Source organism: Kerstersia similis (genome assembly GCF_965139615.1).
In the GTDB taxonomy this organism is placed as follows: domain Bacteria; phylum Pseudomonadota; class Gammaproteobacteria; order Burkholderiales; family Burkholderiaceae_B; genus Kerstersia; species Kerstersia similis.
Genome location: NZ_CBCSIQ010000016.1, coordinates 42,786 through 65,534 on the forward strand (window position 1 = coordinate 42,786; position 22,749 = coordinate 65,534).

General features: G+C 58.1%; 19 protein-coding genes. 11 read left to right on the forward strand and 8 right to left on the reverse strand.

Annotation, left to right across the window (positions count from 1 at the left end; genetic code table 11):
* The first annotated feature begins 153 nt into the window (after nucleotides 1–153).
* From ACNA1V_RS11050 to ACNA1V_RS11100, 11 genes are all read left to right on the forward strand, one after another.
* A complete protein-coding gene (locus tag ACNA1V_RS11050; RefSeq protein WP_032977994.1) occupies nucleotides 154–492 on the forward strand; it encodes a hypothetical protein in 339 nt (112 codons plus the stop codon).
* A 442-nt stretch (nucleotides 493–934) separates the two neighbouring features.
* Nucleotides 935–1,354, forward strand: coding sequence for a hypothetical protein (locus tag ACNA1V_RS11055; RefSeq protein ID WP_415833669.1), 420 nt, complete (start codon nucleotides 935–937; stop codon nucleotides 1,352–1,354).
* Nucleotides 1,351–1,797, forward strand: a complete 447-nt coding sequence (locus ACNA1V_RS11060; protein WP_059309315.1) for an HAD domain-containing protein — start codon at nucleotides 1,351–1,353, stop codon at nucleotides 1,795–1,797. The genes ACNA1V_RS11055 and ACNA1V_RS11060 overlap by 4 nt, the downstream gene beginning before the upstream one ends.
* Before the next feature lie 202 nt (nucleotides 1,798–1,999).
* Nucleotides 2,000–2,644 (forward strand): Abi family protein, encoded by a 645-nt coding sequence (locus ACNA1V_RS11065; protein WP_059309314.1) that lies wholly within the window; start codon nucleotides 2,000–2,002, stop codon nucleotides 2,642–2,644.
* Nucleotides 2,645–2,768: 124 nt separating this feature from the next.
* Nucleotides 2,769–3,392 (forward strand): recombinase family protein, encoded by a 624-nt coding sequence (locus ACNA1V_RS11070; protein WP_415833670.1) that lies wholly within the window; start codon nucleotides 2,769–2,771, stop codon nucleotides 3,390–3,392.
* Entirely contained in the window at nucleotides 3,389–6,169 is a 2,781-nt protein-coding gene (locus ACNA1V_RS11075) for a class I SAM-dependent DNA methyltransferase (protein WP_415833671.1), read from the forward strand. The genes ACNA1V_RS11070 and ACNA1V_RS11075 overlap by 4 nt, the downstream gene beginning before the upstream one ends.
* Complete coding sequence (locus tag ACNA1V_RS11080) at nucleotides 6,166–6,948, forward strand: BAR domain-containing protein (RefSeq protein WP_012077400.1); 783 nt, start codon at nucleotides 6,166–6,168, stop codon at nucleotides 6,946–6,948. The genes ACNA1V_RS11075 and ACNA1V_RS11080 overlap by 4 nt, the downstream gene beginning before the upstream one ends.
* A complete protein-coding gene (locus tag ACNA1V_RS11085) occupies nucleotides 6,945–9,008 on the forward strand; it encodes a DEAD/DEAH box helicase (protein ID WP_012077399.1) in 2,064 nt (687 codons plus the stop codon). Before ACNA1V_RS11080 ends, ACNA1V_RS11085 begins: the two co-directional genes overlap by 4 nt.
* Nucleotides 9,001–10,170 (forward strand): GIY-YIG nuclease family protein, encoded by a 1,170-nt coding sequence (locus tag ACNA1V_RS11090; protein WP_415833672.1) that lies wholly within the window; start codon nucleotides 9,001–9,003, stop codon nucleotides 10,168–10,170. Before ACNA1V_RS11085 ends, ACNA1V_RS11090 begins: the two co-directional genes overlap by 8 nt.
* A 34-nt stretch (nucleotides 10,171–10,204) precedes the next feature.
* The gene (locus tag ACNA1V_RS11095; protein ID WP_415833673.1) at nucleotides 10,205–11,032 is read left to right on the forward strand and encodes a hypothetical protein; all 828 of its coding nucleotides are present in this window, start codon (nucleotides 10,205–10,207) and stop codon (nucleotides 11,030–11,032) included.
* 8 nt (nucleotides 11,033–11,040) lie between these two features.
* A complete protein-coding gene (locus ACNA1V_RS11100) occupies nucleotides 11,041–11,730 on the forward strand; it encodes an abortive infection family protein (RefSeq protein WP_415833674.1) in 690 nt (229 codons plus the stop codon).
* 173 nt (nucleotides 11,731–11,903) lie between these two features.
* Here ACNA1V_RS11100 and ACNA1V_RS11105 read toward each other — a convergent pair whose 3' ends face one another.
* The 8 genes from ACNA1V_RS11105 to dsdX form a co-directional block, all read right to left on the reverse strand.
* Complete coding sequence (locus ACNA1V_RS11105; protein WP_415833675.1) at nucleotides 11,904–14,393, reverse strand: S8 family peptidase; 2,490 nt, start codon at nucleotides 14,391–14,393, stop codon at nucleotides 11,904–11,906.
* 9 nt (nucleotides 14,394–14,402) lie between these two features.
* Nucleotides 14,403–15,386: an AAA family ATPase gene (locus ACNA1V_RS11110; RefSeq protein ID WP_012077394.1), complete on the reverse strand. Its 984-nt coding sequence runs from the start codon at nucleotides 15,384–15,386 to the stop codon at nucleotides 14,403–14,405.
* A gap of 37 nt (nucleotides 15,387–15,423) precedes the next feature.
* The gene (locus ACNA1V_RS11115; protein WP_415833676.1) at nucleotides 15,424–16,002 is read right to left on the reverse strand and encodes a hypothetical protein; all 579 of its coding nucleotides are present in this window, start codon (nucleotides 16,000–16,002) and stop codon (nucleotides 15,424–15,426) included.
* Nucleotides 16,003–16,075: 73 nt separating this feature from the next.
* Nucleotides 16,076–16,780 carry a hypothetical protein gene (locus ACNA1V_RS11120; protein WP_415833677.1) on the reverse strand — a complete coding sequence of 235 codons (705 nt, stop codon included), beginning with the start codon at nucleotides 16,778–16,780 and terminating at the stop codon, nucleotides 16,076–16,078.
* On the reverse strand, nucleotides 16,767–18,020 hold the full coding sequence (locus ACNA1V_RS11125; RefSeq protein ID WP_462937406.1) for a tyrosine-type recombinase/integrase: 1,254 nt from the start codon (nucleotides 18,018–18,020) through the stop codon (nucleotides 16,767–16,769). Before ACNA1V_RS11125 ends, ACNA1V_RS11120 begins: the two co-directional genes overlap by 14 nt.
* Nucleotides 18,021–18,175: 155 nt before the next feature.
* On the reverse strand, nucleotides 18,176–19,267 hold the full coding sequence (gene ychF / locus ACNA1V_RS11130; RefSeq protein ID WP_415833678.1) for a redox-regulated ATPase YchF: 1,092 nt from the start codon (nucleotides 19,265–19,267) through the stop codon (nucleotides 18,176–18,178).
* Between the two features lie 499 nt (nucleotides 19,268–19,766).
* Complete coding sequence (locus ACNA1V_RS11135) at nucleotides 19,767–21,098, reverse strand: D-serine ammonia-lyase (RefSeq protein ID WP_415833679.1); 1,332 nt, start codon at nucleotides 21,096–21,098, stop codon at nucleotides 19,767–19,769.
* A 55-nt stretch (nucleotides 21,099–21,153) separates the two neighbouring features.
* On the reverse strand, nucleotides 21,154–22,491 hold the full coding sequence (gene dsdX / locus ACNA1V_RS11140) for a D-serine transporter DsdX (protein ID WP_415833680.1): 1,338 nt from the start codon (nucleotides 22,489–22,491) through the stop codon (nucleotides 21,154–21,156).
* Nucleotides 22,492–22,749: the final 258 nt, after the last annotated feature.

Below are 22,749 nucleotides of genomic sequence, written 5' to 3' on the forward strand. Positions count from 1 at the left end.
TGGTGACATGGTGGGACGATGGTGGCGGGATATTGGTAAGACAGTGGCGACACTGTGGCGGCTGTGTGTGCGTATGGTGGCAATAGCGTGGCACCTCACCACAATGCAGCCACATTCCTGCCACCATCCGATGTCGATTCGGGAGGGTTGCGCATGAAAATCTGGGTGTTCGACGAGAACCGGGCTGATTTTGTAGATACTGTGCCGGAGCGGCTGAACGCTGATCCGACCGGGTGCTACATCATCCGGCGCGGTGACGAAGTGTTCGTCCGCGAGCACGGCCAGGAACGGCCCATGCCTGAGCGGCTGACCGTAGCCGGGGTGCTGTTCGACCGGGAGCAGTTCGAGGGTTCCGCCCATCCCCTGCCCTTGCGGGCAGAGATGGAGCGGGACGGGCAGTGGGCGCGGGCGCAATTGCAGGCCCGCGACCGGGCCGAAATCGCCCTGCCGCTGGAGTTGCCGATCTGGGTGACGAAAGGGGAGCCAGAATGAACGACCTACAGCGAGCAGCCGCCAGAGCACGCCCTGCGCTTGCTGTACTAACTGCCGAGCTTGGCGAGCCGTCGCCGGATGCGGCACGGGCGCTGGTAGTCCTCGGGCAGATGCTGGACGACATCGAGGCTGGGCGGCATCCACTCGACCGCCCCGACGACTGGCCCCAGCGTGACCGCTGGCCGGATCGTCCTCACTGGGACAGGTGGCGATGGGCGATCAAGACGCTGGCCGTTGCCAGCGGCACGACCGCCTATTGCAGCCCGAAGTATGAATACATGCGCGTCGATACCAGACAGGCGCGGTCTGATGCCCTGACCGGGGCATTGCTTGACGTTGCAGACGTGATAGAGCTGGCAAGCGTCCGAGAGCCTAGCAGACCATCGACAGCTTCCTCGGCCTGTGTGCGGGCAGAACTACCCCGGCCTTAACCATCGAAGACATGAACAAGATTGCTGCGGCGGGCTGGGCGGGGAAGCTGGAGTCAGTCCGACTTTCCGGCGATCCGCTGGGGTCACTCGCAGGCATCGACGAGATTATCAACTGTGGCGACCGCGAGGCATTTTCCGGGCTGCTGAACGCCATCATCGAGCAGCCGGACAGCCCCGTCGCTGACCGAGTACGCACGCTCTATGAGCGCGTCCAGCATCGCGCAGGTGATCCAGAGTTTGCAGCGTGGCCGCAGTATCAGGCGGCCTACTGGCTGGCCGTGGCAATGGGCCAGTTCCGGCCTGCCGACGCGACAAGCCAACGATTCGCCAGTGTTTGGGATGCCATAGAGGACGACCCCACTGAGGCGGAGAAGATGAAACGATGGTCTGCGCAGCGAATGAAAGCCGACGACACCGAGGACAAGACGTGATCCTGTTCCTCGACTTCGACGGCGTGCTGCACCCCGAGTATGACAGGCAGGCCGCCCCGGCAGACGTAGCGTTTTGCCACCTACCGCGCTTCGAGGCCGTCATGCGCGATCATCCAGAAGTGGAGATCGTCATCAGCTCGACGTGGCGCGAGCAGTTCCCGCTCGATGACCTGCGGGCGCGATTCTCGCCCGACATTGCTGCCCGGATCGTCGGAGCAACACCAATCACCCCGCGCATTGATGGCAAATACCTGCCAGCCCGGCGCGAGGGCGAAATCCTCGACTGGTTAAGGCAGGCCGAGCGCGAGCATGAGCCGTGGCTGGCTTTGGACGATGCTGCGTGGCAGTTCCAGCAGCACCGGGACAGGTTGATTGCCTGCACTTGGTACGTCGGCTTTGATGACGCCGCAGAGGCGGCACTGCGGGCACAACTAAGCGCATGATGTGCTGCTTAGGTTACGATTGTTGGAACCAGAAACAACAAGCCCGCCAGTAGGCGGGCTTGTTGAGGAATGAGGGTGGCCCTGCACAAACAGGGCCAGAACGAACCTAGTGTCATCACCAGTATGGTGGCTGGGAGAGGACTGAGCCTAGGGCTGCACGCACAGTATAGCAGCACTGCGCGATGAGTCAAAACGACGAAGAATGAACTGGAACGACCTAGAGAAGCACTTTTCCCCTGCCCGACTGGGGCGCTATCGGGCCGCAAGAGGTGGCGATGTCGCCAGGGCAGCGGCTGACTATTCCAGCAACGTCCTGCTGTCCGAAGCGATGGTGCCGCTACTCAATGTCTTGGAGATCGCCTTGCGCAACGGCATCCATGCCCGCTTGAGCAGGCTCTATGGCCGGACAGATTGGTGGGAGTCCTGGGTGGGCGATCCGGCCTTTAGCTGGCAGAACAAAGAAGTAGCCAACGCCAAAGCGAAACTGGCCCGAAGGCATGAAGCACAGACACCGGACAAGGTACTGGCCGAGTTGACTTTCGGCTTCTGGAGTTCACTTTTCAATACGCAGTTTCAGACTTCCCTCTGGAAAGACCTTCGCCTTGTGTTTGCCCGCTGCCCGAAACCACAACGGCAGCGGCACAACATCTCGGCAGCACTCAACCAGATTCGTGACCTACGAAACCGTGTCTTTCATCACGAGCCGTTGTTGTGGCTGGCACCAACGCTGCTCGATCAGCACGCTGTCGGCTTGACAGTCATCAACTGGATTGATCCCCAACTCGGGCAATGGCTGAGTAGCCATGATCGCCTACCCACGACATGGGCGGGATGGGTTGCCACTTGATAAGCGCCCACGTCCAGAAAACGGTGGTTTTCTGAGCACTGGTGGCGCACATGCCGAATAGCTGTCGAAAAGGTCGCTGACCTGTTAAAATTCCCGTCATTTTTTCATCGTCCGGCAACTGTCCATGAATCAACGGATCGGCTACGCCCGAGTTTCGACAGATGACCAAAACCTGGACTTGCAGCGCGACGCGCTGCACCTCGCGGGAGTTCAGTCCATCTACGAAGAGGCCGCGAGCGGTAAGACTGCTGGCCGCCCAGAGCTGGACCATTGCCTGAAGGCATTGCGAGCGGGTGACACTCTGGTGGTGTGGCGGCTGGATCGGCTTGGCCGCAGTTTGCCCGACCTCGTGCACATCGTCGCCGAGTTGGAAGAAAAGGGAATCGGCTTCGAGAGCATCGCCGAGAAGATCGAGACAACGAGCGCAGCTGGGAAGTTGGTCTTTCATGTCTTCGCTGCGTTGGCGGAGTTCGAGCGCAACCTGATCCGGGAACGCACTCGGGCAGGCTTGGCTGCTGCTCGTGCACGAGGCCGGGCCGGTGGCCGCAAGCCGAAGCTGGATACACGACAAATTCGGGAGATTAAGCGGCTGATGTCTGACCCGACCATCCCGGTCAGTCAGATCGCGGAACGCTACAAGGTCTCACGCACAACCATATACAAGGTGGCCCCCCGCAGCCCCGCATTCGCTGCTGACACGCAGGCGGATGGAAGCGGAGCCGAGCCACACCGGCGAGATGCCTCATGAACGCAGTAGAAATTGAATCAGCCGTCTCGGACTTGGCGCTCCAGCCCTTCGATGGAACGGAGTTCCCGTTTGCATTCCTACAAGCCTTCGGAAACAAGGAGACGACGATCAAGCGCCTGCGTTCGGGCGCATCGAACAAGTCCGACTTGGGCGGCGTGCTTCAAACGAACAACATTCACATCGCGGTTGCACAGCCGGGAGAGGTGACGAAGACGCTGGCTGCACTGAAGGCCAGCTCGGCAACGACCAGGGCGAAAGCACGCTTCATTCTAGCTACCGATGGCGAGGGGTTCGAAGCCGAGGACATGGAGACCGGGGAGACGGTCGCATGTACCTACCAGCAATTTCCGGATCACTTCGGCTTTTTCCTGCCGCTCGCCGGAATCACGACAGTCAAGCAGGTCCGCGATAGCTCTTTCGACATCCGGGCAACAAGTCGCTTGAACCGACTGTACGTCGAGTTGCTGAAAGACAATCCGGACTGGGGAGCCGCTGCACAGCGCCATGAGATGAACCACTTCATGGCGCGGTTGATCTTCTGCTTCTTCGCGGAGGACACCGACATCTTCAATGGTGAAGGTCTGTTCACTGCGACCATCGAGCAGATGAGCGCGCGGGACTCCTCGAACACGCACGAGGTGATCAGCGAAATCTTCCGCGCCATGAACACGAAGATCGCGGACCGGGCGAACGCGAAGCTGCCCCGCTGGGCCGATGGGTTTCCCTATGTGAACGGCGGACTGTTCTCGGGCAGCGTGGATGTGCCGAGATTCAGCAAGATCGCGCGCTCCTACCTTCTCCATATCGGCAGTCTGGACTGGACAAAGATCAATCCAGATATCTTCGGCTCGATGATCCAAGCGGTTGCGGATGACGAAGAGCGTGGGGAGCTCGGCATGCACTACACCAGCGTGCCGAACATCTTGAAGGTACTCAATCCGCTGTTCCTTGACGACCTACGGATGAAGCTTGAAGAGGCCGGTGACAACCCTCGCACGTTACTCAACCTCCGCAAACGTCTCGCGCGGATCAGAGTTTTCGACCCGGCATGCGGGTCAGGTAATTTTTTGGTCATCGCCTACAAGCAGATGCGGGAGATCGAAAACACGATCAACGAACGGCGTGGCGAACGTGGCCGCAAGAGTGACATTCCGCTGACCAACTTCAGGGGCATTGAGCTACGGGATTTCTCGGCTGAGATTGCACGTCTCGCGCTCATTATCGCCGAGTACCAGTGCGACGTATTGTATCGAGGGCAGAAAGAAGCCCTGCTGGAATTTCTGCCTCTCAGCAGTCAGAACTGGATCACCAGCGGCAATGCTCTGCGCTTGGATTGGCTGAGTATCTGTCCGCCCACCGGCACTGGTGTAAAACTGCACGCCGATGATTTGTTTGAAACCCCACTGAATCAGGCTCAAATTGATTTTGAGAATGAGGGCGGTGAAACCTATATCTGCGGCAATCCGCCATATTTGGGCTCAAAGTGGCAATCGGCAGAGCAGAAGGCTGAACTAGGCGGAATCTTTGATGGCCGGATAAAAAATTGGAAATCGCTGGACTATGTAGCCGGCTGGTTCATGAAAGCCGCTGACTACGGCAAGCACACTCCTGCGGCGGCGGCTTTCGTGTCTACTAACTCCATTTGTCAGGGGCAGCAAGTTCCCATTCTCTGGCCGGCTGTTTTCGCTACTGGCTGTCAAATCGAGTTTGCCCATACGTCCTTTAAATGGGCCAACCTTGCTGCTCACAACGCGGGCGTGACCGTTGTGATAGTGGGTATTTCCAGTAACGCCCGCCCAGTACGACGCTTGTTTTCCATCAGTGAAGAAAGCGGAGCCGTGCTACGTGAAACCGACAATATCAACGCTTATCTGGTAGCTGCGCCCAACATCGAGATACAAGCCCAGTCTGCACCGCTATCGGATTTGGCACCCATGCAGTTCGGCAACCACCCGTATTATGGAGCGGCGTTGATTTTTCCAGTGGAGGAAGCTCGTGAACTGATTAAGGAAACCCCCGATGTCGCTCGCTATATTCGTCCGCTTTACGGCGCCCAAGAATTCATTAATGCTGTGCCGCGTGCGTGCCTATGGATTGAAGACCACGAAGCAGCGGAAGCTATGCAGCTTGCTCCTGTTGCCACGAAGGCAACCGAGGTGGTGCGCTCACGAAGGGCTGCGAAGCAGGATAAGGCCGCGCAGAAGCTGTCTGAAACACCATATCGATTCCGCGATCAGGTAACGGCTACAAGGCACTTGCTTGTAATGCCGCGCGTCAGTTCAGAGAGTCGCCCCTACTTACCAGTTGGACTGCTAGGGCCTGAGTGCGTGGTTCAGGATCAGGCGCTCGCTCTCTACGACGCCCCCCTCTGGAATCTGGCGCTGATTGCCTCTCGCTTGCACCTTGTCTGGATTGCCACCGTCTGCGGCAAGTTAGAAACACGTTACCGCTACTCCAACACCTTGGGCTGGAATACCTTCCCCGTGCCAACACTGACGGAGAAAAACAAGGCAGACCTCACTCGCTGCGCTGAAGACATCCTTCTAGCCCGCGAAGCGCATTTCCCGGCCACTATTGCCGATCTCTACGACCCGGGAAACATGCCGCACAACCTGCGTGCGGCTCACGAGCGTAACGACGAGGTGCTAGAGCGAATCTACATCGGCCGTCGCTTCAAGAATGACACCGAGCGGCTGGAAAAGCTGTTTGAGCTTTACACAAAGATGATCGCCATTTCTGGCAAGACGTCGAAGGCGAGGAAGGCGACAACGGCATGAGTGATTATGTGCTGTTCCAAATGTGGGGGCCGTTTCGGCAGTCTCTGATCGACGGCCACCTCTTCTACGTTGAACAGGCGCGCAAGCGCCTGCTCTCCCAGTTTGACGACATTGAATCGGAGGCTGACAAGGCAGCCGAAGAGTGGCTGGAAAGAAGCCGCCACAACTTTGATCCTGACCGACATGACCCCGCGTCCTTCTATGAGGCTGCCAATGACGTGGGAATTGAGTTCTATAGTCTCCTGAGCGACATGCGGGATCGAACTCGTCTAAGCGTTGTGGCCGGGATGTTCCATGAATGGGATAAGCAGTTGCGCGACTGGCTCGTGCGGGAAATAGGGCACTGGCATCGTGGAGACAATACGACCTTGAAGGTCTGGTCTGCGGATTTCGGCCAGATCGTCGACTTGTTGGACTGCCTCGGCTGGAAAATTCGCGGCGCTCGCTATTTCCCCACGCTTGATGCGTGCCGTCTGGTGGTGAATGTCTACAAGCATGGCGAGGGGAAGTCTCTCGTCGATTTGAAACAAGATTACCCCGAATATCTTGATGACCCATTCCAAGGTGCTGGTGGCGTCATATCTGGCGTTGAATATCGTGATCACACACACCTGAAGGTGAGTGATGCGCAATTTCAGGCATTCTCGGACGCTATTGTGGCGTTCTGGCAGGACGTTCCAGAAAACGTATTTGCTTCCCAAACCACCGACGTGCCCGGCTGGCTTGAGAAAGCCATTTTGAATGACAACGCCAAACGAAAACAGGCGAGCCAGAAATGACTGAAATTTTCAAGAATGCCGTTCCATCCGTCTCGGTTTCTTATGCCCGCAACGGAAGTTCATCAAAAGCAAACGCGCTCGGTATGCGCCCGATGCAGGAGCGCGCATATGAGCGACGCGGTGAGCAGTATTTGCTCATCAAGTCGCCGCCAGCCTCTGGCAAGAGCCGGGCGTTGATGTTCATTGCTCTCGATAAGCTCCACAACCAAGGGTTGAGGCAGGCGATCATCGTTGTGCCGGAAAAGTCCATTGGTTCCAGTTTTTGCGATGAACCTCTGAGTAAGTTCGGCTTCTGGACCGATTGGTGCGTGGAGCCGAAATGGAACCTGTGCAATGCGCCCGGCTCGGACAACGGCGGCAAGGTCAAGTCACTTGGCGCATTCCTTGAGAGCAATGACCAAGTATTGGTCTGCACCCATGCCACATTCCGCTTCGCGGTCGATCAGTTTGGGGTGGAGGCGTTCGACGGGCGGCTAATTGCGGTGGATGAGTTCCATCATGTTTCGGCCAACCCGGACAACAAGCTTGGCTTGCATCTTGGGCAATTTATCGCTCGCGACCGGGTGCACATCATCGCGATGACCGGTTCGTACTTTCGGGGTGACGCCGAGGCCGTGCTGGCACCACAGGACGAGTCGAAGTTCGATACCGTCACCTATACCTACTATGAGCAACTCAATGGCTACGAGTACCTGAAGCAGCTCGACATCGGCTACTTCTTCTACTCGGGCTCCTACGCCGATGACATCCTCAAGGTGCTCGACCCAGCCGAGAAAACCATCATCCACATCCCGAACGTCAACTCTCGCGAAAGCACGAAGGACAAGATCAGGGAGGTCGAGCACATCATCGAGGAACTGGGTGAATGGCAAGGGACCGATCCAGCGACTGGCTTCCAATTGGTCATGACCCCTAATGGGCGGCTTCTTCGGATCGCTGACTTGGTGGATGACGACTCAGCCAAGCGCGACGTGGTGGCCGCTGCGTTGAAAGACCCGGCACAGAAGAACAACCGCGATCACGTAGACATCATCGTCGCCCTCGGCATGGCGAAAGAAGGCTTCGACTGGATTTGGTGCGAACACGCGCTGACAGTTGGCTATCGGTCCAGCCTCACTGAAATCGTGCAGATCATCGGTCGCGCGACCCGCGATGCGCCGGGTAAGACTCGCGCCCGCTTTACCAATCTGATCGCCGAGCCCGACGCTTCGGAGCAGGCCGTAACCGAAGCGGTGAACGATACGCTTAAGGCCATCGCCGCTAGCTTACTCATGGAGCAGGTGCTTGCGCCTCGCTTCGAGTTCAAGCCGAAACATCCGACCAACGAGCCCGCACCGGGGTTCGACTATGGCGACGGGGGATATGACCCGGACAAGTGTAATGTGGGTTTCAATCACGACACCGGGCAGTTCCAGATCGAGATCAAGGGACTGTCCGAGCCCAAGAGCGACGAAGCTGCCCGCATCTGTCGGGAAGACCTGAACGAAGTTATTGCAACCTTCGTTCAAGACAAGACCACCATTGAGCGCGGCCTGTTTGATGAAGAGCTGGTCCCGGAGGAGCTGACTCAGGTTCGGATGGGCAAGATCATCAAGGAGAGGTATCCGGACCTTGATGAAGAGGATCAGGAAGCAGTGCGTCAACATGCTATCGCCGCCCTCAACCTGACGCAGCAGGCCAAGCAACTTGCACTTGGTGGCCAAGGCAATGGCGAGCCTGCCGTCAACACAGCCCTCATTGATGGGGTGCGCAAGTTTGCGATGGACGTGCGGGAGTTGGACATCGACCTTATCGACCGCATTAATCCGTTCAGCGAAGCCTACGCGATTCTCGCCAAAACGATGAGCGAGGAGAGCCTGAAACAGGTCGCAGCAGCGATTGCGGCCAAACGCACCGGATTGACGCCCGACGAGGCAAAAGAACTCGCTGTCCGGGCAGTCAAGTTCAAAAAAGAGCGTGGCCGTTTGCCGTCGATCAGTTCAACTGACGCCTGGGAGAAGCGAATGGCTGAAGGGGCCGCCGCCTTCGTTCGATTCAAAGACGAGGGGCGCTATGATTGATCTGAACGAGCTGCGAGAAGAACTGGCCGAGTACGCAGTACCCAAAAGGGAAGGCGGGCGCTCGGTGCGCGAGGAGCGCATCATCGCGGGATTCGAGGAAATTCAGCGGTTTGTTGAGGGGCACGGGCGCACTCCGCAGCACGGCGAAGACAAGGGCATATTCGAACGGTTGTACGCTGTTCGCTTGGATCGTCTGCGTGCGATGGATGAGTGCCGAGCCCTCCTTGCTCCACTCGATCATCAAGGGCTCCTAAGCGGGGCTGAAATCGCTCAGGCAGATTCAGTGGAATCGATGGATGATGAAGAGCTGCTCGCCGAACTCGAAGGCGCGGCAGGCCCATCCGATATCACCGAACTGCGCCATGTTCGCTCCAGGGCCGAGATACGGGCGGCAGAGGAAATCGCAAACCGCGAGAGATGCGAGGATTTCGACCGCTTCCAGCCTCTGTTTCAGCAGGCGGAGAGCGAACTCAAGTCGGGCGTCAGGCAGACGCGCCCCTTCGGCAGAGATGCAAGCGTCACGACAGGCAACTTCTTCATTCTCGGCGGACAGCTTGTCTACGTCGCTGAAATGGGGGATGTGTTTCGAACACCGAATGGTGAGCCGGACGCGCGGCTCAGGGTCATCTACTCGAATGGCACTGAAAGCAATCTCCTGCTCAGGTCTCTGCAACGCGCCTTGTACAAAGATCAGGCCGGGCGCAGATTGACAGACCCGAACGCTGGGCCACTGTTCAGCGAGACCTGGGAAGAGGATGACATTGAGAGCGGCACCATCTACGTGCTGCGCAGCTTGTCCAGTCATCCCTTCGTTGCGGAACACCGGGAGCTGATTCATAAGATTGGAGTCACGGGCGGCAAGGTCGAAAGCCGCATAGCCAACGCGGCGCACGATGCTACCTACCTGCTGGCGGAGGTGGAGGTTGTCGCCAGCTACAAGCTGGCGGGTGTCAACCGAACAAAGCTGGAAGGCATCTTCCACCGCATTTTCGCGCCGGCGCAGCTCGACCTCACCATTCAAGACCGTTTCGGCCACCCGGTCAGGCCGAGGGAATGGTTCCTTGTACCGCTGCATGTGATCGACGAAGCGGTGCGGCGCATTCTGGATGGCTCAATCACCGATGTGGTCTATGACCCGAAGACTGCCCGGTTGGTAGGTTAGCTTGTGCAACGCCCTGCTAACCAAAGAGGTGGACATGGCACTGCCATCCTTCGATAACGCGTGGCGAGACAGCCAGAGCGTGAAACCGCGCATTCTGGTGTTGGAGGTCAAGGACAAGGAGCGCCCGGAGGCCGAGGCACTGGGCTGGGTGTTGGTCGAGCGGGAGGAAACCTATCGGCGCGATCCTCGCGACGGGACGATCTACGAGGCGTCGATCCGCCTCTCGTATCAGCGCATCACTGCCAAGTTTTCGCACCGGGACGGCGGAAAAGGGCGGTTTGATGGCAGCTATTCGCGCAACTTCAACTCTGTCTCGCTGACATCGCCCTCGATGTCGAAGGGGGCGGTGTTTCTTGATCTGCCGGGGCTGGATGGCCAGCGGATCGGCACCTACCTGATGAATGAGATTGTCCTGTGGGTGCAACAGTGGCCCGAGGCGACTGTCAACAGCATCGAGCTGCTGGCCGGGCAGGCTCACGGTGACAACAAGGCGCGCCGCAACTGGTTTTATGAGCAGTTCGGGCTGGTCTTCGACTACACCGACCCCGAACATCGCGAAGGGCGATCCCGCCCCATGCAGGCCGGGGCATTGGCTACAGTCGAAACGTGGAAGCAGAACATCGTCGAGCACCGGATGCTCGATTATCTGGCGGCTGTCCTCTATGCCGAGGAGCGTGCCACATCGGAGTTACAGGCGCGCGAACGAGCGTGTACCCAGTTGATCGCTGAACAGAAGAAAGCAGAGGCCCGGCCCTTGCGCTGGGCGTTGAGACAACTGTACTACCGCTATGCCAGCACGGTGTTCGCCGGGCTCGTCCTGACCATCGCGGTCGGCATAGTGTGGGTCAAGATGAAGGCGTAAGGGAGCTCATGTCCGATCTGACTGGGAGCGAGCGTCGAAAGCTGGAAAAGCTGCTTGGCATGGGCGGCGGCTACGTCCTGAACTTTTCCGACCGTACCTTTGGCGATTTCTTCGATGAGTACCGAGTCGAGATTGATGCCGAGAGGTACAAGGCACGGGGCACTTCCAAGGCCAACAGGATGCGCACGTTCTGGGATGTGGATGGCAATCATGTCGCGGGGCGTGTCATTGGCGGGCTGATCGACTATGCGACCGATGAGCAGTGCTTTGGCGACAGCAACCCTCTACTCATCGACGACTGTCGGAAGATCGCCCAGCGGCTTCTCAGTGACCAGCCAGTGGCCGAATTGGATGCGCTGACCGCCATCGCTGATGAACGGGATTTCGAGGTGGTGGCAGAGCATGTTCGCGAAGCCATCGAGAAGAATCAGCCCGAGGGCGGGCTGGATCGGCTGCATACCTTCGTCAACAAGTTCATCCGCGTGACGTGCGAGCCACACGGCATCACGATCACTCGTGAAAAGCCGCTGCACAGTGTCTTCGGCGAGTACATCAAGGCGCTACGAGATGGTGGACATCTTGAGTCGGCCATGACCGAGCGCATCTTGAAGTCCAGTATCTCGGTGCTCGAAGCCTTCAATGACGTGCGCAACAACAAGAGCCTCGCTCACGACAACCCTATCCTCAACTACGAGTAAAGCCTGCTGATCTTCAATCACGTCGCGGCGTCGATCCGCTTCATCAAGGCGCTGGAGATAAAGATCAAGTCAAAGGCCAAGGCGGCAGAGCAACACGCATCACGACTTCCGTGGGCTGACGACATCCCCTTCTAGGCATTGCCCGCAGCACGACGGACGCCCTACGGGGCATATCAGACAGCGATTTCAACTTGAGCCTGAACGATATTCTCAACCACGGAATAGATGTCGACCGTCTCATCTGGCACCTCGATGCTGACGATCAGGCTATAGCGAACACTGTTCTGCCAGCGATCTTGTGCTGCGCGGTATTTCCACCAGCCTCCCACAGGATAAACGGCGATTGTTTGCATGTCCGCCAAGGCTGCGGCAGAACCAGTCCAGATATCGGAGTGCAGCGAGCCTCGCGTCCGAAGCTGAGGGCCAAATTGCCAACCATCTGCATCACCTTCTGGACCGATGTAGTCATCTGCATCTGCAAGCGCATTGATAAATGCTCGGAAATTCTCAAGTGACTGGCCAGGCCGAATGACCTCGAAACGCAGGCCATGCGACTGGTAGCTATATCGTTGCCTATAGCCTCTCCGACCAGGATTGGGCTCAATGAAGTACGAGAGCGTTACCCTCAGCTTCACCTCTAACTCTGGGGGGAGCTGGCGCAAAATATCTGCCGGCCACGGCAGCTCATATAGCTGCATCTCGTTAAGCTTGGGATCGGCCGAACCCGAGGCATCCGCGTTCTTGGTGAATGGTTGAAGATGATCTTGTGCGACCAGCGTCAATTCATGACCGGCGCTATAGCGCGCACGCTCAAGGTTGGTAACGCCGTATCCGACGCTCCTAAGCATCGTCTCTTTGGCGACCTTGGGGCTGTGGTGGCCGCTGAGAACTCCGAAACGTTCCCACATGCGCTCAGTCCACTCTGCTGAGTGTGCCAGGAGCCCACGAACTGTCTCTGGCCAATAGTCCGGGTATTCATCCATGAGAATAGCCGCTTGGCGTGAAACCAATGCGCAGGCGGCACTTGTATCGGCGGATACCTCAAAGAGTTGACCGGCCGCCTTTCCGGATGTTGTCAGAAGAGAAACTGAGTCAGCATCGGATATGGCCGTCCCATCGGGAGACAGCAAACGATTGCCGCCCTCCGCTACAACATCAGGCTTATAAGGTGCCTGCTTCTTCCAACCCCAATTGACAGATGACCTAGAGGCAGGAGCTGCATCTCCAGCTCGGGCAAAGGGCGACCACCCATCAAAGCTTGGGTCATCATTGGTTGTCTTCTCGGTGTATGCCCCAACCGTCAGGGCATTCCATGCCTGCGCCGGGTCTTCTATCTCCGCAAGATGTAGCTGCTCCCAGTGGTCTACGTTTGGCAAGAGGGAGCGATTGTTACCGGCTGAGATCACGAAAAGTCGTTGTTGCCCGTCCTCTGCGCCCGACGAGAATTGATCAACTTCCGCTGACCATGAGGTAGGGATTCCGCCTTCCTTTTCCGAGTCGGCCGTTACTGCCAGGGAATAGACGCGCCGCCATTCGGGTCTCGTTGCTTCCAGTTTGTATGCGGTACCTACAGTAATTGCGCCGTACAGTTCCGGGTCATTCGCACCGCGCGGCGGTATAATACGCCCCGATTCAATGCGATGCTGTAGAGGTATTTCAGACCGACTCACCAGCGCGTCATGCAAATCCCCGAATATCGCCAAGCCGGCTTGTCTGGAGCCATGGTCATTGACCTCATCGTAACGCGGCCACTGCGGCTGCCATGTTTCCGATTGCGGCTGATTGCAGACAGAAGATAGCAATGGATGATTGTAGTTTACGCCGGTATCGAGAATGGCTACAGAAACGGATGCCTCGTCCGAAATTCTCAACCGTGCGGCCAAATCGCCCACCCATTCACGCTGTTCTTTTGGCGAAGATTCCACCAAGACGTTCGGAGTTTCCTTGGCGCGCCGCAGCTCCTCAAGAGAAGAGATTAACTCAGGGGCACGTTCCAACTGTTGAGAGGAAGCTCTGATCAGAAATACCATGCTATCGAAGAAACTTAGCGAGGTATTTCCGAGTCGCCCGCCGATCCTCTCTGATAGCTGTGCCGCAATGATTTGCGGGTCTTCGCCATTACGTCGCTTGAGCCAAAGCTCCCACCAAATTTGTTGATTGGAGTCCTGGGGGAATAGGCTGGGGGCATCCGTCCAAAACGCACGCAGGTCCGCCAAGCGCATTTCGGCGATACTGTCGATCAAATTGTGATTGCGAGGACCACCTTTCCCATCTTTCTCCGGGTCAAGATATTGCGTGACCTTCCTTTGAAACGTTTCTCGACGAGTCTCAGGAATGAATACCAGAGCAACCTCGCGATCGCCAACCTTGCGGCAAGCGTGCAACCTGAAGTCCCGCGTATCTAGACTGTCTAGAGGCAACTTGATGCCGGGGACTCCGACGATCTCTACAAATATCCCCACATCTTCTGTGATTGGTGGCTCGGCATTCTGCCGTTTCTCATCGTACTGCTGCATTAGATCAGCGTATCTTGCTGACAACTGCTGGCCGTGCGGAATCCGATCTTGAAGAGGAATGGCCGGGTTTCTACCAGTTCTGCGCGATCTAAAATCTTCGTTGGACAGAAAACCTTCGATCAGAAGGTGCCGCTTCTGGTCTGGCATAACCACTCCTTATTCTTTGCCAGCTTGACGTTGCTCAATCGCCTTCAATACAAGCGTGGTAGACAGTTTATTGTCATGATGAAGAACCGCCTCTTTCGCCGCATCTTCGCAGGCTCGTGTCACTTCCGCAGCGCTCAGGCCGTGAGCTGCCGCAGTAACCTCATTCCAAGCAAGAGATCGGGTCTCGAACATGGCCAGCCGGTTCTCGATAATCTTCTGAATTTGGTCATCGCACGGCTTCTCAAACCGAATGATGTCGTCAAATCTGCGATAAAGCGCCTTGTCTAGCAGCTCGGGATGGTTGGTCGCGGCGACGATAATGCTTTCGGAGTCGTCCTGCTCCACGAAAAGAAGGAACGAGTTCAAAACGCGCCGAATTTCCCCTACATCATTTTGCGCTCCGCGCTGGGTGCCGATGGCGTCGAACTCGTCGAAGAGATAGACCGCCCGAGTTTGCTTGATGTGGTCAAAAACAAGTCGCAACTTTGCTGCGGTTTCCCCCATGAACCTAGTAATCAAACTATCAAGAACAATCGTATAGAGCGGTAGTTTCAGCTCTGTCGCAAGCACAGAGGCAGACATTGTCTTTCCCGTTCCTGGCGGTCCGGTGAACAGGAGCTTGCGTCGCGGGAGCAATCCAAATTGGGAAAGGCGATCTTTTTGTCGTTGCTCAAGCAATACGCGATGGAGGCGCTCCAGAACCTCGGCACCGAGGACCAGCTCGCCAATTCTTACTGTCGAGTGCGTAAGCTCAAGCAATCCCCTTAAGTCGCCTTTGGGTTGCTGAACAAGTGGCGTTGGTTTTACCGGCGCGAGCCCCAAGTTGCTATTAACTTGGGATTTTTCAACCATCTCCTTAATATCGCTGGCCAGTTTACGATGGCCTTGGCGAGCCTCTTGAGCTGCGACCTGCAAAGCCGTAGCGTAGAAGCGCTGATCGTCCCGATCAGCATGGCTTCTTAAAAGTGCTTTAATTTGCTCGGCTGTGGCCATTTTTTCACCAATACTCTTATCTCATAATCCTAACGCATCACGGGCCATCTGACCCTTTCCCCTTTCGTGCTGCCGGGGGGAGCGGGATGAAGTTTGGCAACGCCGCCACCCGTTCTTGCGCATCTTCTATCTCTGCCGCCAGCATCGGATCGTCGTAAGGGCTGGCAACAAGATCATCCGGCGTCGGCGTTTCGCTCTTCGACGGACGCCCTCGCGCTCGGCTTGGCCTTGGGTGCCCAGCCTTCTCCAGCGCCTTCGCCAGCACATCCAGAGCCTCCCAAATCCGCTCAGGCCGGACTGGCTCCACTCCAGCAGCCAGTGCTTTTGCCGCCCACCCCATGTGCTCGGCAGCGTGCAACAAGTGGCTTTTCTGCTTGTACTCAGCAAGCTGCCGGTCTCTCTCGGCCATCCATTCCCTGAACTCTTCACGCTCGGCGTCAGTCAGGATGGCTTCAATGTCAGGCGGCAGTGCCGTTGCCCAGCGATCCACAGTCCCTAGCATAATCTGTCTGGAACGCTTTTTCTCACGGTCATAGGCGTAGCGTAGCAGGGAGATTGATTTTCCCTGTCGTGTGTTTCCGCTTTTATCGCGGTAAGTTTGCACACGTATATGCATCGAAATTGCGCTTCTCTATATGCGGATTTTTTAGATGATAGTCCTGACGAAAGGCTTGGGGGAAGCCTTTTCGCTACTCCACCAGCTTAATGCCGTTGAACTCAGGCATTTCACGCAGGAAAAGCCGGAAGTTCTCAGCATCCCCCGCCGTAACTGATATTTTTCCTTCTGAAAACACCACCTTCTCTTCGTCAGGATCGGTCAGCATCTGAAAGCCCAGCTTGACGATGGCGGCGGCTGTGCCCCAATGCAGCTTCTTCGCATCGGCTTCCAGCATGGCGAACATCACGCAGCGCATGGCTGTCGTCACATTGCGCTCACTTATGTCACGATCATTGCGCGTATTGCACGGGATTCCAAACATACAGAGCGTTTTGACAATATTTTTCGCCGTCCGCCTTTTCCGCAGCCGCACGATGTCCGCCTGTTCACCCTTAATAATTGAAGCCAAGGCTACGGCGTCTTGCTCTAGGCGTTGCAAAGCGCCTTGCTGTAACGAGAGTTGGGCGGTTTGGCCATAGTTGGAGTTCAGGCTTTTTTCGTCTTTGTCATCTAGGTTGTTGATTGCAGACCAAAGGCGATGCGCGTCAGACGCAACCTTTTCAAGCGCCCGGATACGCGATGTATCAGGCGGGGTATCGGTGATGCTCCAGCCATTCGCCAGCCACCGGAAAAGCAGCTTTTTGTGGTCATGTGGCAGTTTCCTGACTGACTCACAGCGCAGGATGTCCTTCACCAGCGCGAAGCGGAACTGACGCCGCTCATCAGCCTTTGTCATTGGCAGCCTCCCGCTTCCAGATTTCGAGTTTGTCCGCCCATGCCTGCATCATGCCCCGCCGCTCTTCGAGGTAGGTGGCATGGTTGTAGGTGCGGCGCACCGAGTTGGGTTCCGCGTGGGCAAGCTGCGCCTCAATGGCATCCGGGCGATAGCCCATTTCGTTCAGCCGGGTGCTGCCCGTGGTTCTGGTGCCATGCGGGCTGTAGGTGCCGCTCCAACCCAGCACCTTGAGCGCCTGCCGGATCGAATGCACCGACATCGGCCTGTTGCGGTCATCCCTGCCAGGGAAGAGGTGAGTCCGGTCGCCGCTGATGGCGTGCAGGCGGCGCAGCATCTCTACGGCTTGCGACGGCAGCGGCACAACATGCTCGCGACGGGCTTTCATGCGCCGGGCTGGGATCGTCCAAAGCGCTGCATCGAGATCAAATTCAGCCCATTCCGCTTCTGCCGCTTCGCTGGGACGCGCCAGTGTCCACCACATCAACTGGATGCAGAAATTGACCTGATAGCCGCAGCGGTGGTTGTCGAAGTCGTTGAGCAGCTTGCCGATCTGCGCGGTGGTTAGCGCCGTCTTGTGCTGTGTCTTGTTAGCGGGCAGCGCCTTGCGGACGGGCCAGACAGGATCGTTGTCTGCCCGCAAGGTGGCGACGGCCAATTCGAAGATGCTGGACATGGTGCGTTTCGCTTCCGCGGCGACGGTCGGCGCACCGCGCTTCACGGTCTTGGTGAGGATGTCGAGAACGTGCGCCGGGGTGATGTCGCGCACCGGGAGCTTGCCGATGCTGGGGAAAACCACCCGCTCCAGCATGTCCAGGCGGCGTTTCTTGGTGATGTCCTCCCAGTCCCGCAGAGCCAGCCACTCTTTGGCGACGGTCTCGAAGGTATTGGCGGAATCCTCTTCGCGCTTGAGGCGCTCAAGCTGCCGATGCTGGACGGGGTTGATGCCCTGCTTGACCAGTTTCCGCGCTTCCTCGCACTTGTCCCGCGCTTCGGCAAGGCTGACGGCGGGGTAGTCGCCCAGCGCAAACCACGATCCCTTGCCGCCCAGCTTGAAGCGGTAGCGCCAAGCCTTTACCCCATTGGGCTTCACTTCGAGGTAAAGGCCGCGAAAGTCATTCAGGCGGTAGAGCTGCTCCTTCGGTTTGGCAGCACGGCAGTGGGCATCTGTCAGCACGGTGTCACGGGATCGGCAATAAGGAACGACAGAAGGATCATATACACCTTCTGTCGCCTCGTCCAATCTTCGTATACACCAGCGTAGTCACTTTGCGCGAGCAAGGCCGAGCAATCCCATGAAATCCATGGAAATGAAAAACCCCGGAATTTCCGGGGTTCTAGCGCTGCTTCCTGGGTTTTAAGCAATCTTGTGAAATGCTGAGAAATGGCTCTCTAGGGTCAGACGTTGAACAGGAAGTTCAGCACATCCCCATCCTTCACCACGTATTCCTTGCCTTCGGCGCGCATCTTGCCTGCATCCTTGGCGCCCTGCTCGCCCTTGAAGGAAATGAAGTCTTCGTAGGCAATGGTCTGGGCGCGAATGAAGCCGCGTTCGAAGTCGGTGTGGATGACGCCCGCAGCCTGGGGGGCGGTGGCGCCGATGGGTACAGTCCAGGCGCGGACTTCCTTCACGCCGGCCGTGAAGTAGGTTTGCAAGCCCAGCAGTTTGAAGGCGGCGCGGATCAGGCGGTTCAGGCCCGGTTCTTCCATGCCCATGTCGGCCAGGAAGGCCTTGCGGTCTTCGTCTTCCAGATCGACGATTTCCGATTCAATGGCGGCACAGATGGCCACGACCGGCGCGTTGCGCTCGGCGGCGTAGGCCTTCAGGCGGTCCAGCATGGGGTTGTTGTCGAAGCCGTCGTCACTGACGTTGCCGACGTACATGGCCGGCTTGGCCGTGATGAAGCACAGCGGCGCCAGCAGTTTCAAGTCGTCTTCGCTCAGACCCTGGCTGCGGATGGATTTGCCTTCGTTGAGTTCGCCGATGGCTTTTTCCAGGATGGCGACCAGCTTCTGCGCATCCTTGTCGCCAGCGCGGGCGGTTTTCTGGAAGCGATGCAGGGCTTTTTCAGCGGTCTGCAGGTCGGCCAGCGCCAGTTCGGTTTCGATGACTTCGATGTCGGCGATGGGATCTACCTTGCCCGCAACGTGCACGACGTTGGGGTCTTCGAAGCAGCGCACGACGTTGACGATGGCGTTGGTTTCGCGGATGTGGGCCAGGAACTGGTTGCCCAGGCCTTCACCCTTGCTGGCGCCAGCCACCAGGCCGGCAATGTCCACGAATTCGACGGTGGCCGGCAGGATGCGCTCGGGCTTGACGATCTCCGCGAGCTTGTCCAGGCGGGGGTCGGGCACTTCCACGACGCCGACGTTGGGCTCGATGGTGCAGAAGGGATAGTTTTCCGCCGCGATGCCGGCACGGGTAAGCGCATTGAAAAGCGTCGATTTGCCCACGTTGGGCAGGCCGACGATGCCACATTGCAAAGCCATGAGAGTCCTGTATGAAGAAAAGCCGATGCAGACAGGCATCGGCCATAGAGGCGGAACAGCAGTTTGTTGCCCAGCATTTTACCGTGAAAGACGGCCAGGAACCGGCAACTTGCCCGCCTGATCACCGACAAAGGGCGCAGACAACCCAGGTTTTCATGCTTGTGGCCCACATCCAGCCACCGCGACTGCCCAGCCGCCGGCCGTCCCGCCTGCCCACCACCCGGCCTGTACTGGGGTTTGCATGCGCAGTCAGGCCACTCCAGCAGCCGGGCCGCGCAGCGGAATGGCGCATGCCCCAGGCAGGCCCAGGCAAGCAGGCCAGTCCCGGCCAGGAACCTGCCCCGACAGGCCGTCAAACCGCATATCGGGATGACATTCACCCATTAACCGGCCGCATAGCGTCACCGCCAGCTGGCGGTGGCCGGCCCTTAGCTAGGTTATACCTAATGCCAGGTTGTACCGAACGCCCGGGCCGATGCCTAACGCCCGGGCTTATGCCTTATGCCATGCCCTTGGCCAGATAGCCCGCCATTTCCTCCGGCGGCACCATGCCGCCCCCGGTCGCCCAGACCAGGTGCGTGGCATTCTGCATCTGCCCGGCACTCAGGCCATGCAAGCGCTGGTAGTCCGCACTGGCACAGACCCGCTGCGGCCCGGCCATGCCTGCCAGTGCGGAAGGCTCCAGCTGAATGTTTTCCGCCGCGCTGAGCCAGCCCAGCATGTCATACATGGATTCATCGCTCAGGGTGTAGCAGCCGTCGATCAGGCGCTGCATCGCGCGCCCGACAAAGCCGGAAGCACGGCCGACCGCCAGGCCATCAGCAGCCGTGACGTTGTCGATGCCGATGTCCTGCACCGCAATGGCGTCGTGCAGCCCCGTGCTGACACCCAGCGTCATGCAGGGTGAATGTGTCGGTTCGGCAAAGAAGCAGTGCACATGGTCGCCCAGTGCCATTTTCAGGCCGAAAGCCACACCGCCAGGGCCGCCGCCCACACCGCAGGGCAGATAGACAAACAGCGGATGGTCACGATCCACCCGCGTGCCCTGGGCCTGCAGTTGCGCCTTCAGGCGCTCGCCGGCGACGGCATAGCCCAGAAACAGGGTACGCGAGTTTTCATCGTCAATGAACAGGCAGCGCGGATCCCCTTGCGCTGCCTTGCGCCCCTGCTCGACCGCCACGCCATAATCTTCCTGGTATTCCACCACGGTAACGCCATGCGCGCGCAGCCTCGCTTTTTTCCAGGCACGGGCATCCGCAGACATATGCACCGTGACATGAAATCCCAGGCGCGCACCCATGATGCCGATGGACATGCCCAGGTTGCCGGTTGAGCCGACGGCAATGCGGTACTGGCCGAAGAAGTCCCGCAAGGCTGGCGTCAGCAGTTTGGCGTAGTCATCCCCCTCCTGCAACAAACCGGCATCCAGGGCGAGTTTCTCGGCATGCACCAGCACTTCATAGATGCCGCCGCGTGCCTTGATGGAACCGGAAATCGGCAGGTGGCTGTCTTTCTTAAGCCACAATGCGCCGTTGATGGGCTGCCCCAGGCGCTGCGCCAGCACACGCTGCATGGCCGGGATAGGCAACAGCGGCGATTCAATGATGCCGCCGCTGGCGGCCGTATCCTCAAAGGCCTGCGCCAGATACGGCGCAAAACGCTGCAGCCGGGCATGGGCGGCGGCAATATCCTGCTGCCCCAGCCCGACGTAGGGCAGGCCTTCCGCCAACGTCGTGAACTGCGGGTTGAACCAGCTGGTTTCTTTCAGGGCGATCAGCTCGCTGACAATGGGATGCGCCTGGATCAGGGCAGCGAAATCTATTTGAGTCATATCGGTTGTTTCCTGGCGGTTGACGCTGGCAGGTTATATCGGTTGGTGTCGCGCTTCAGATGACATAGGAAAGCAGGAAAGTGGCTCCCAGCGCGACCAATGATGCAATGAATGTGGCTGTCGTGTAGTACTTGAAGGTCTCGCTCAGGCTCGCTCCGCAGTATTGCTTGACCAGCCAGAACAGGGAATCCGTCACGATGGTGCAGCCTATCGCACCGGAGCCGATGGCAATCGCGATGATGTTGGGGCTGATCTCGGGATAGAGCGGCAGCATGGGCGTCACGATGGCGGTAGCGCCCATCATTGCCACTGTGGCGGAACCGACGGCGGCATGCAGAATCAGCGCCACCAGCCAGGCCAGCAGAATGGGATGCAGGGACAGATTCGACAGGATCAGCGCCAGGCTGTCCGCCAGGCCGCTGACCTTCAGTATGCTGTTGAAAGCGCCTCCGGCACCGATGATCAGCAGGATATTGGCGATGGCCGCGAAACCGCTCTCGGTATAGCCCAGCAAGGCGCTCATGCCCGTACCGCGGCGTAAGCCCAGGACGTAGTAAGCCACGAAAACGGCGATGAACATCGCGGTGATCGGGTTGCCGATGAACGCCATGAAGGCCACCAGGCTGCCGCCCGGTTCCATGTACAGTTCTGCCACGGTTTTGACCAGCATCAGCGCAATGGGCAGCAGGATCGTCAGCAGGGCCGCCCCCAGCGAAGGCAGGGTATGTTCTGCCCTGACCTCCAGCGCGGAGAACTCGGCGGGCACGGCTTTGAATGGCAGCCGGTTGCCCAGCAGCTTGAGAAACAGCGGCCCGCCGACCAGCGAAGCCGCCAGGCCCACCAGCAAGCCATACACAATCACCAGCCCGACATCCGCGCCCAGTGCGTTGGTCACGAACAGCGCGGCCGGGTGCGGCGGCACCACGCAATGCACGGCCATCAGCGCCGTACACAGCGGAATCGCCAGTTTCAACAAGGAAACGCCAGTTTTCCGGGCAATGGAAAACGCCAGCGGAATCAGCAACACCACGCCGACTTCCACAAACAGCGTAATGCCGCAGATCAGCCCGACCAGCACCATGATGACATCCGGCGAGAGCCAGCGGCAGCGGTGCAGCGTCAGCCCGATGCGTTCGGCCGCACCGGACACTTCCATCATTTTGCCAAGGATGGTTCCCAAGCCGATGACAGCAGCCAGGAAACCCAGGGTGCCGCCAATGCCGCTCTCAATCGCATCGACCATGTCGATGGGGCCCATGCCCATCATCGTCCCCACGAAGAAGCTGGCCAGCAGCAAGGCCAGAAACGGGTGCAGCTTGAATTTGACGATGGTGACGATCACCAGGACGATGCTAGTGATCAGGGTGGCAAGCACCCAGGTATTTGAATCCACGGTAGTCCCCTTCCGGTTATGTGTTTTTCCGTATTAGAGGGATTCCCGCTTTTGCTGACAAACGATATATATTGCCTTTTGAGTGAATTAAATTTAATCAAATATAGGGTTTACACCGATATTTGGCGATTTAACTCGCTCATGACCATAAAATATTCACTCACCATTGAAACACTGGGCATTGCTCACTACCGGCGCAACACTGCCGGAGCCTCATTGCCTGAGTGCCGCTGTCAGTCCGCCACCGTCATTCAGGCC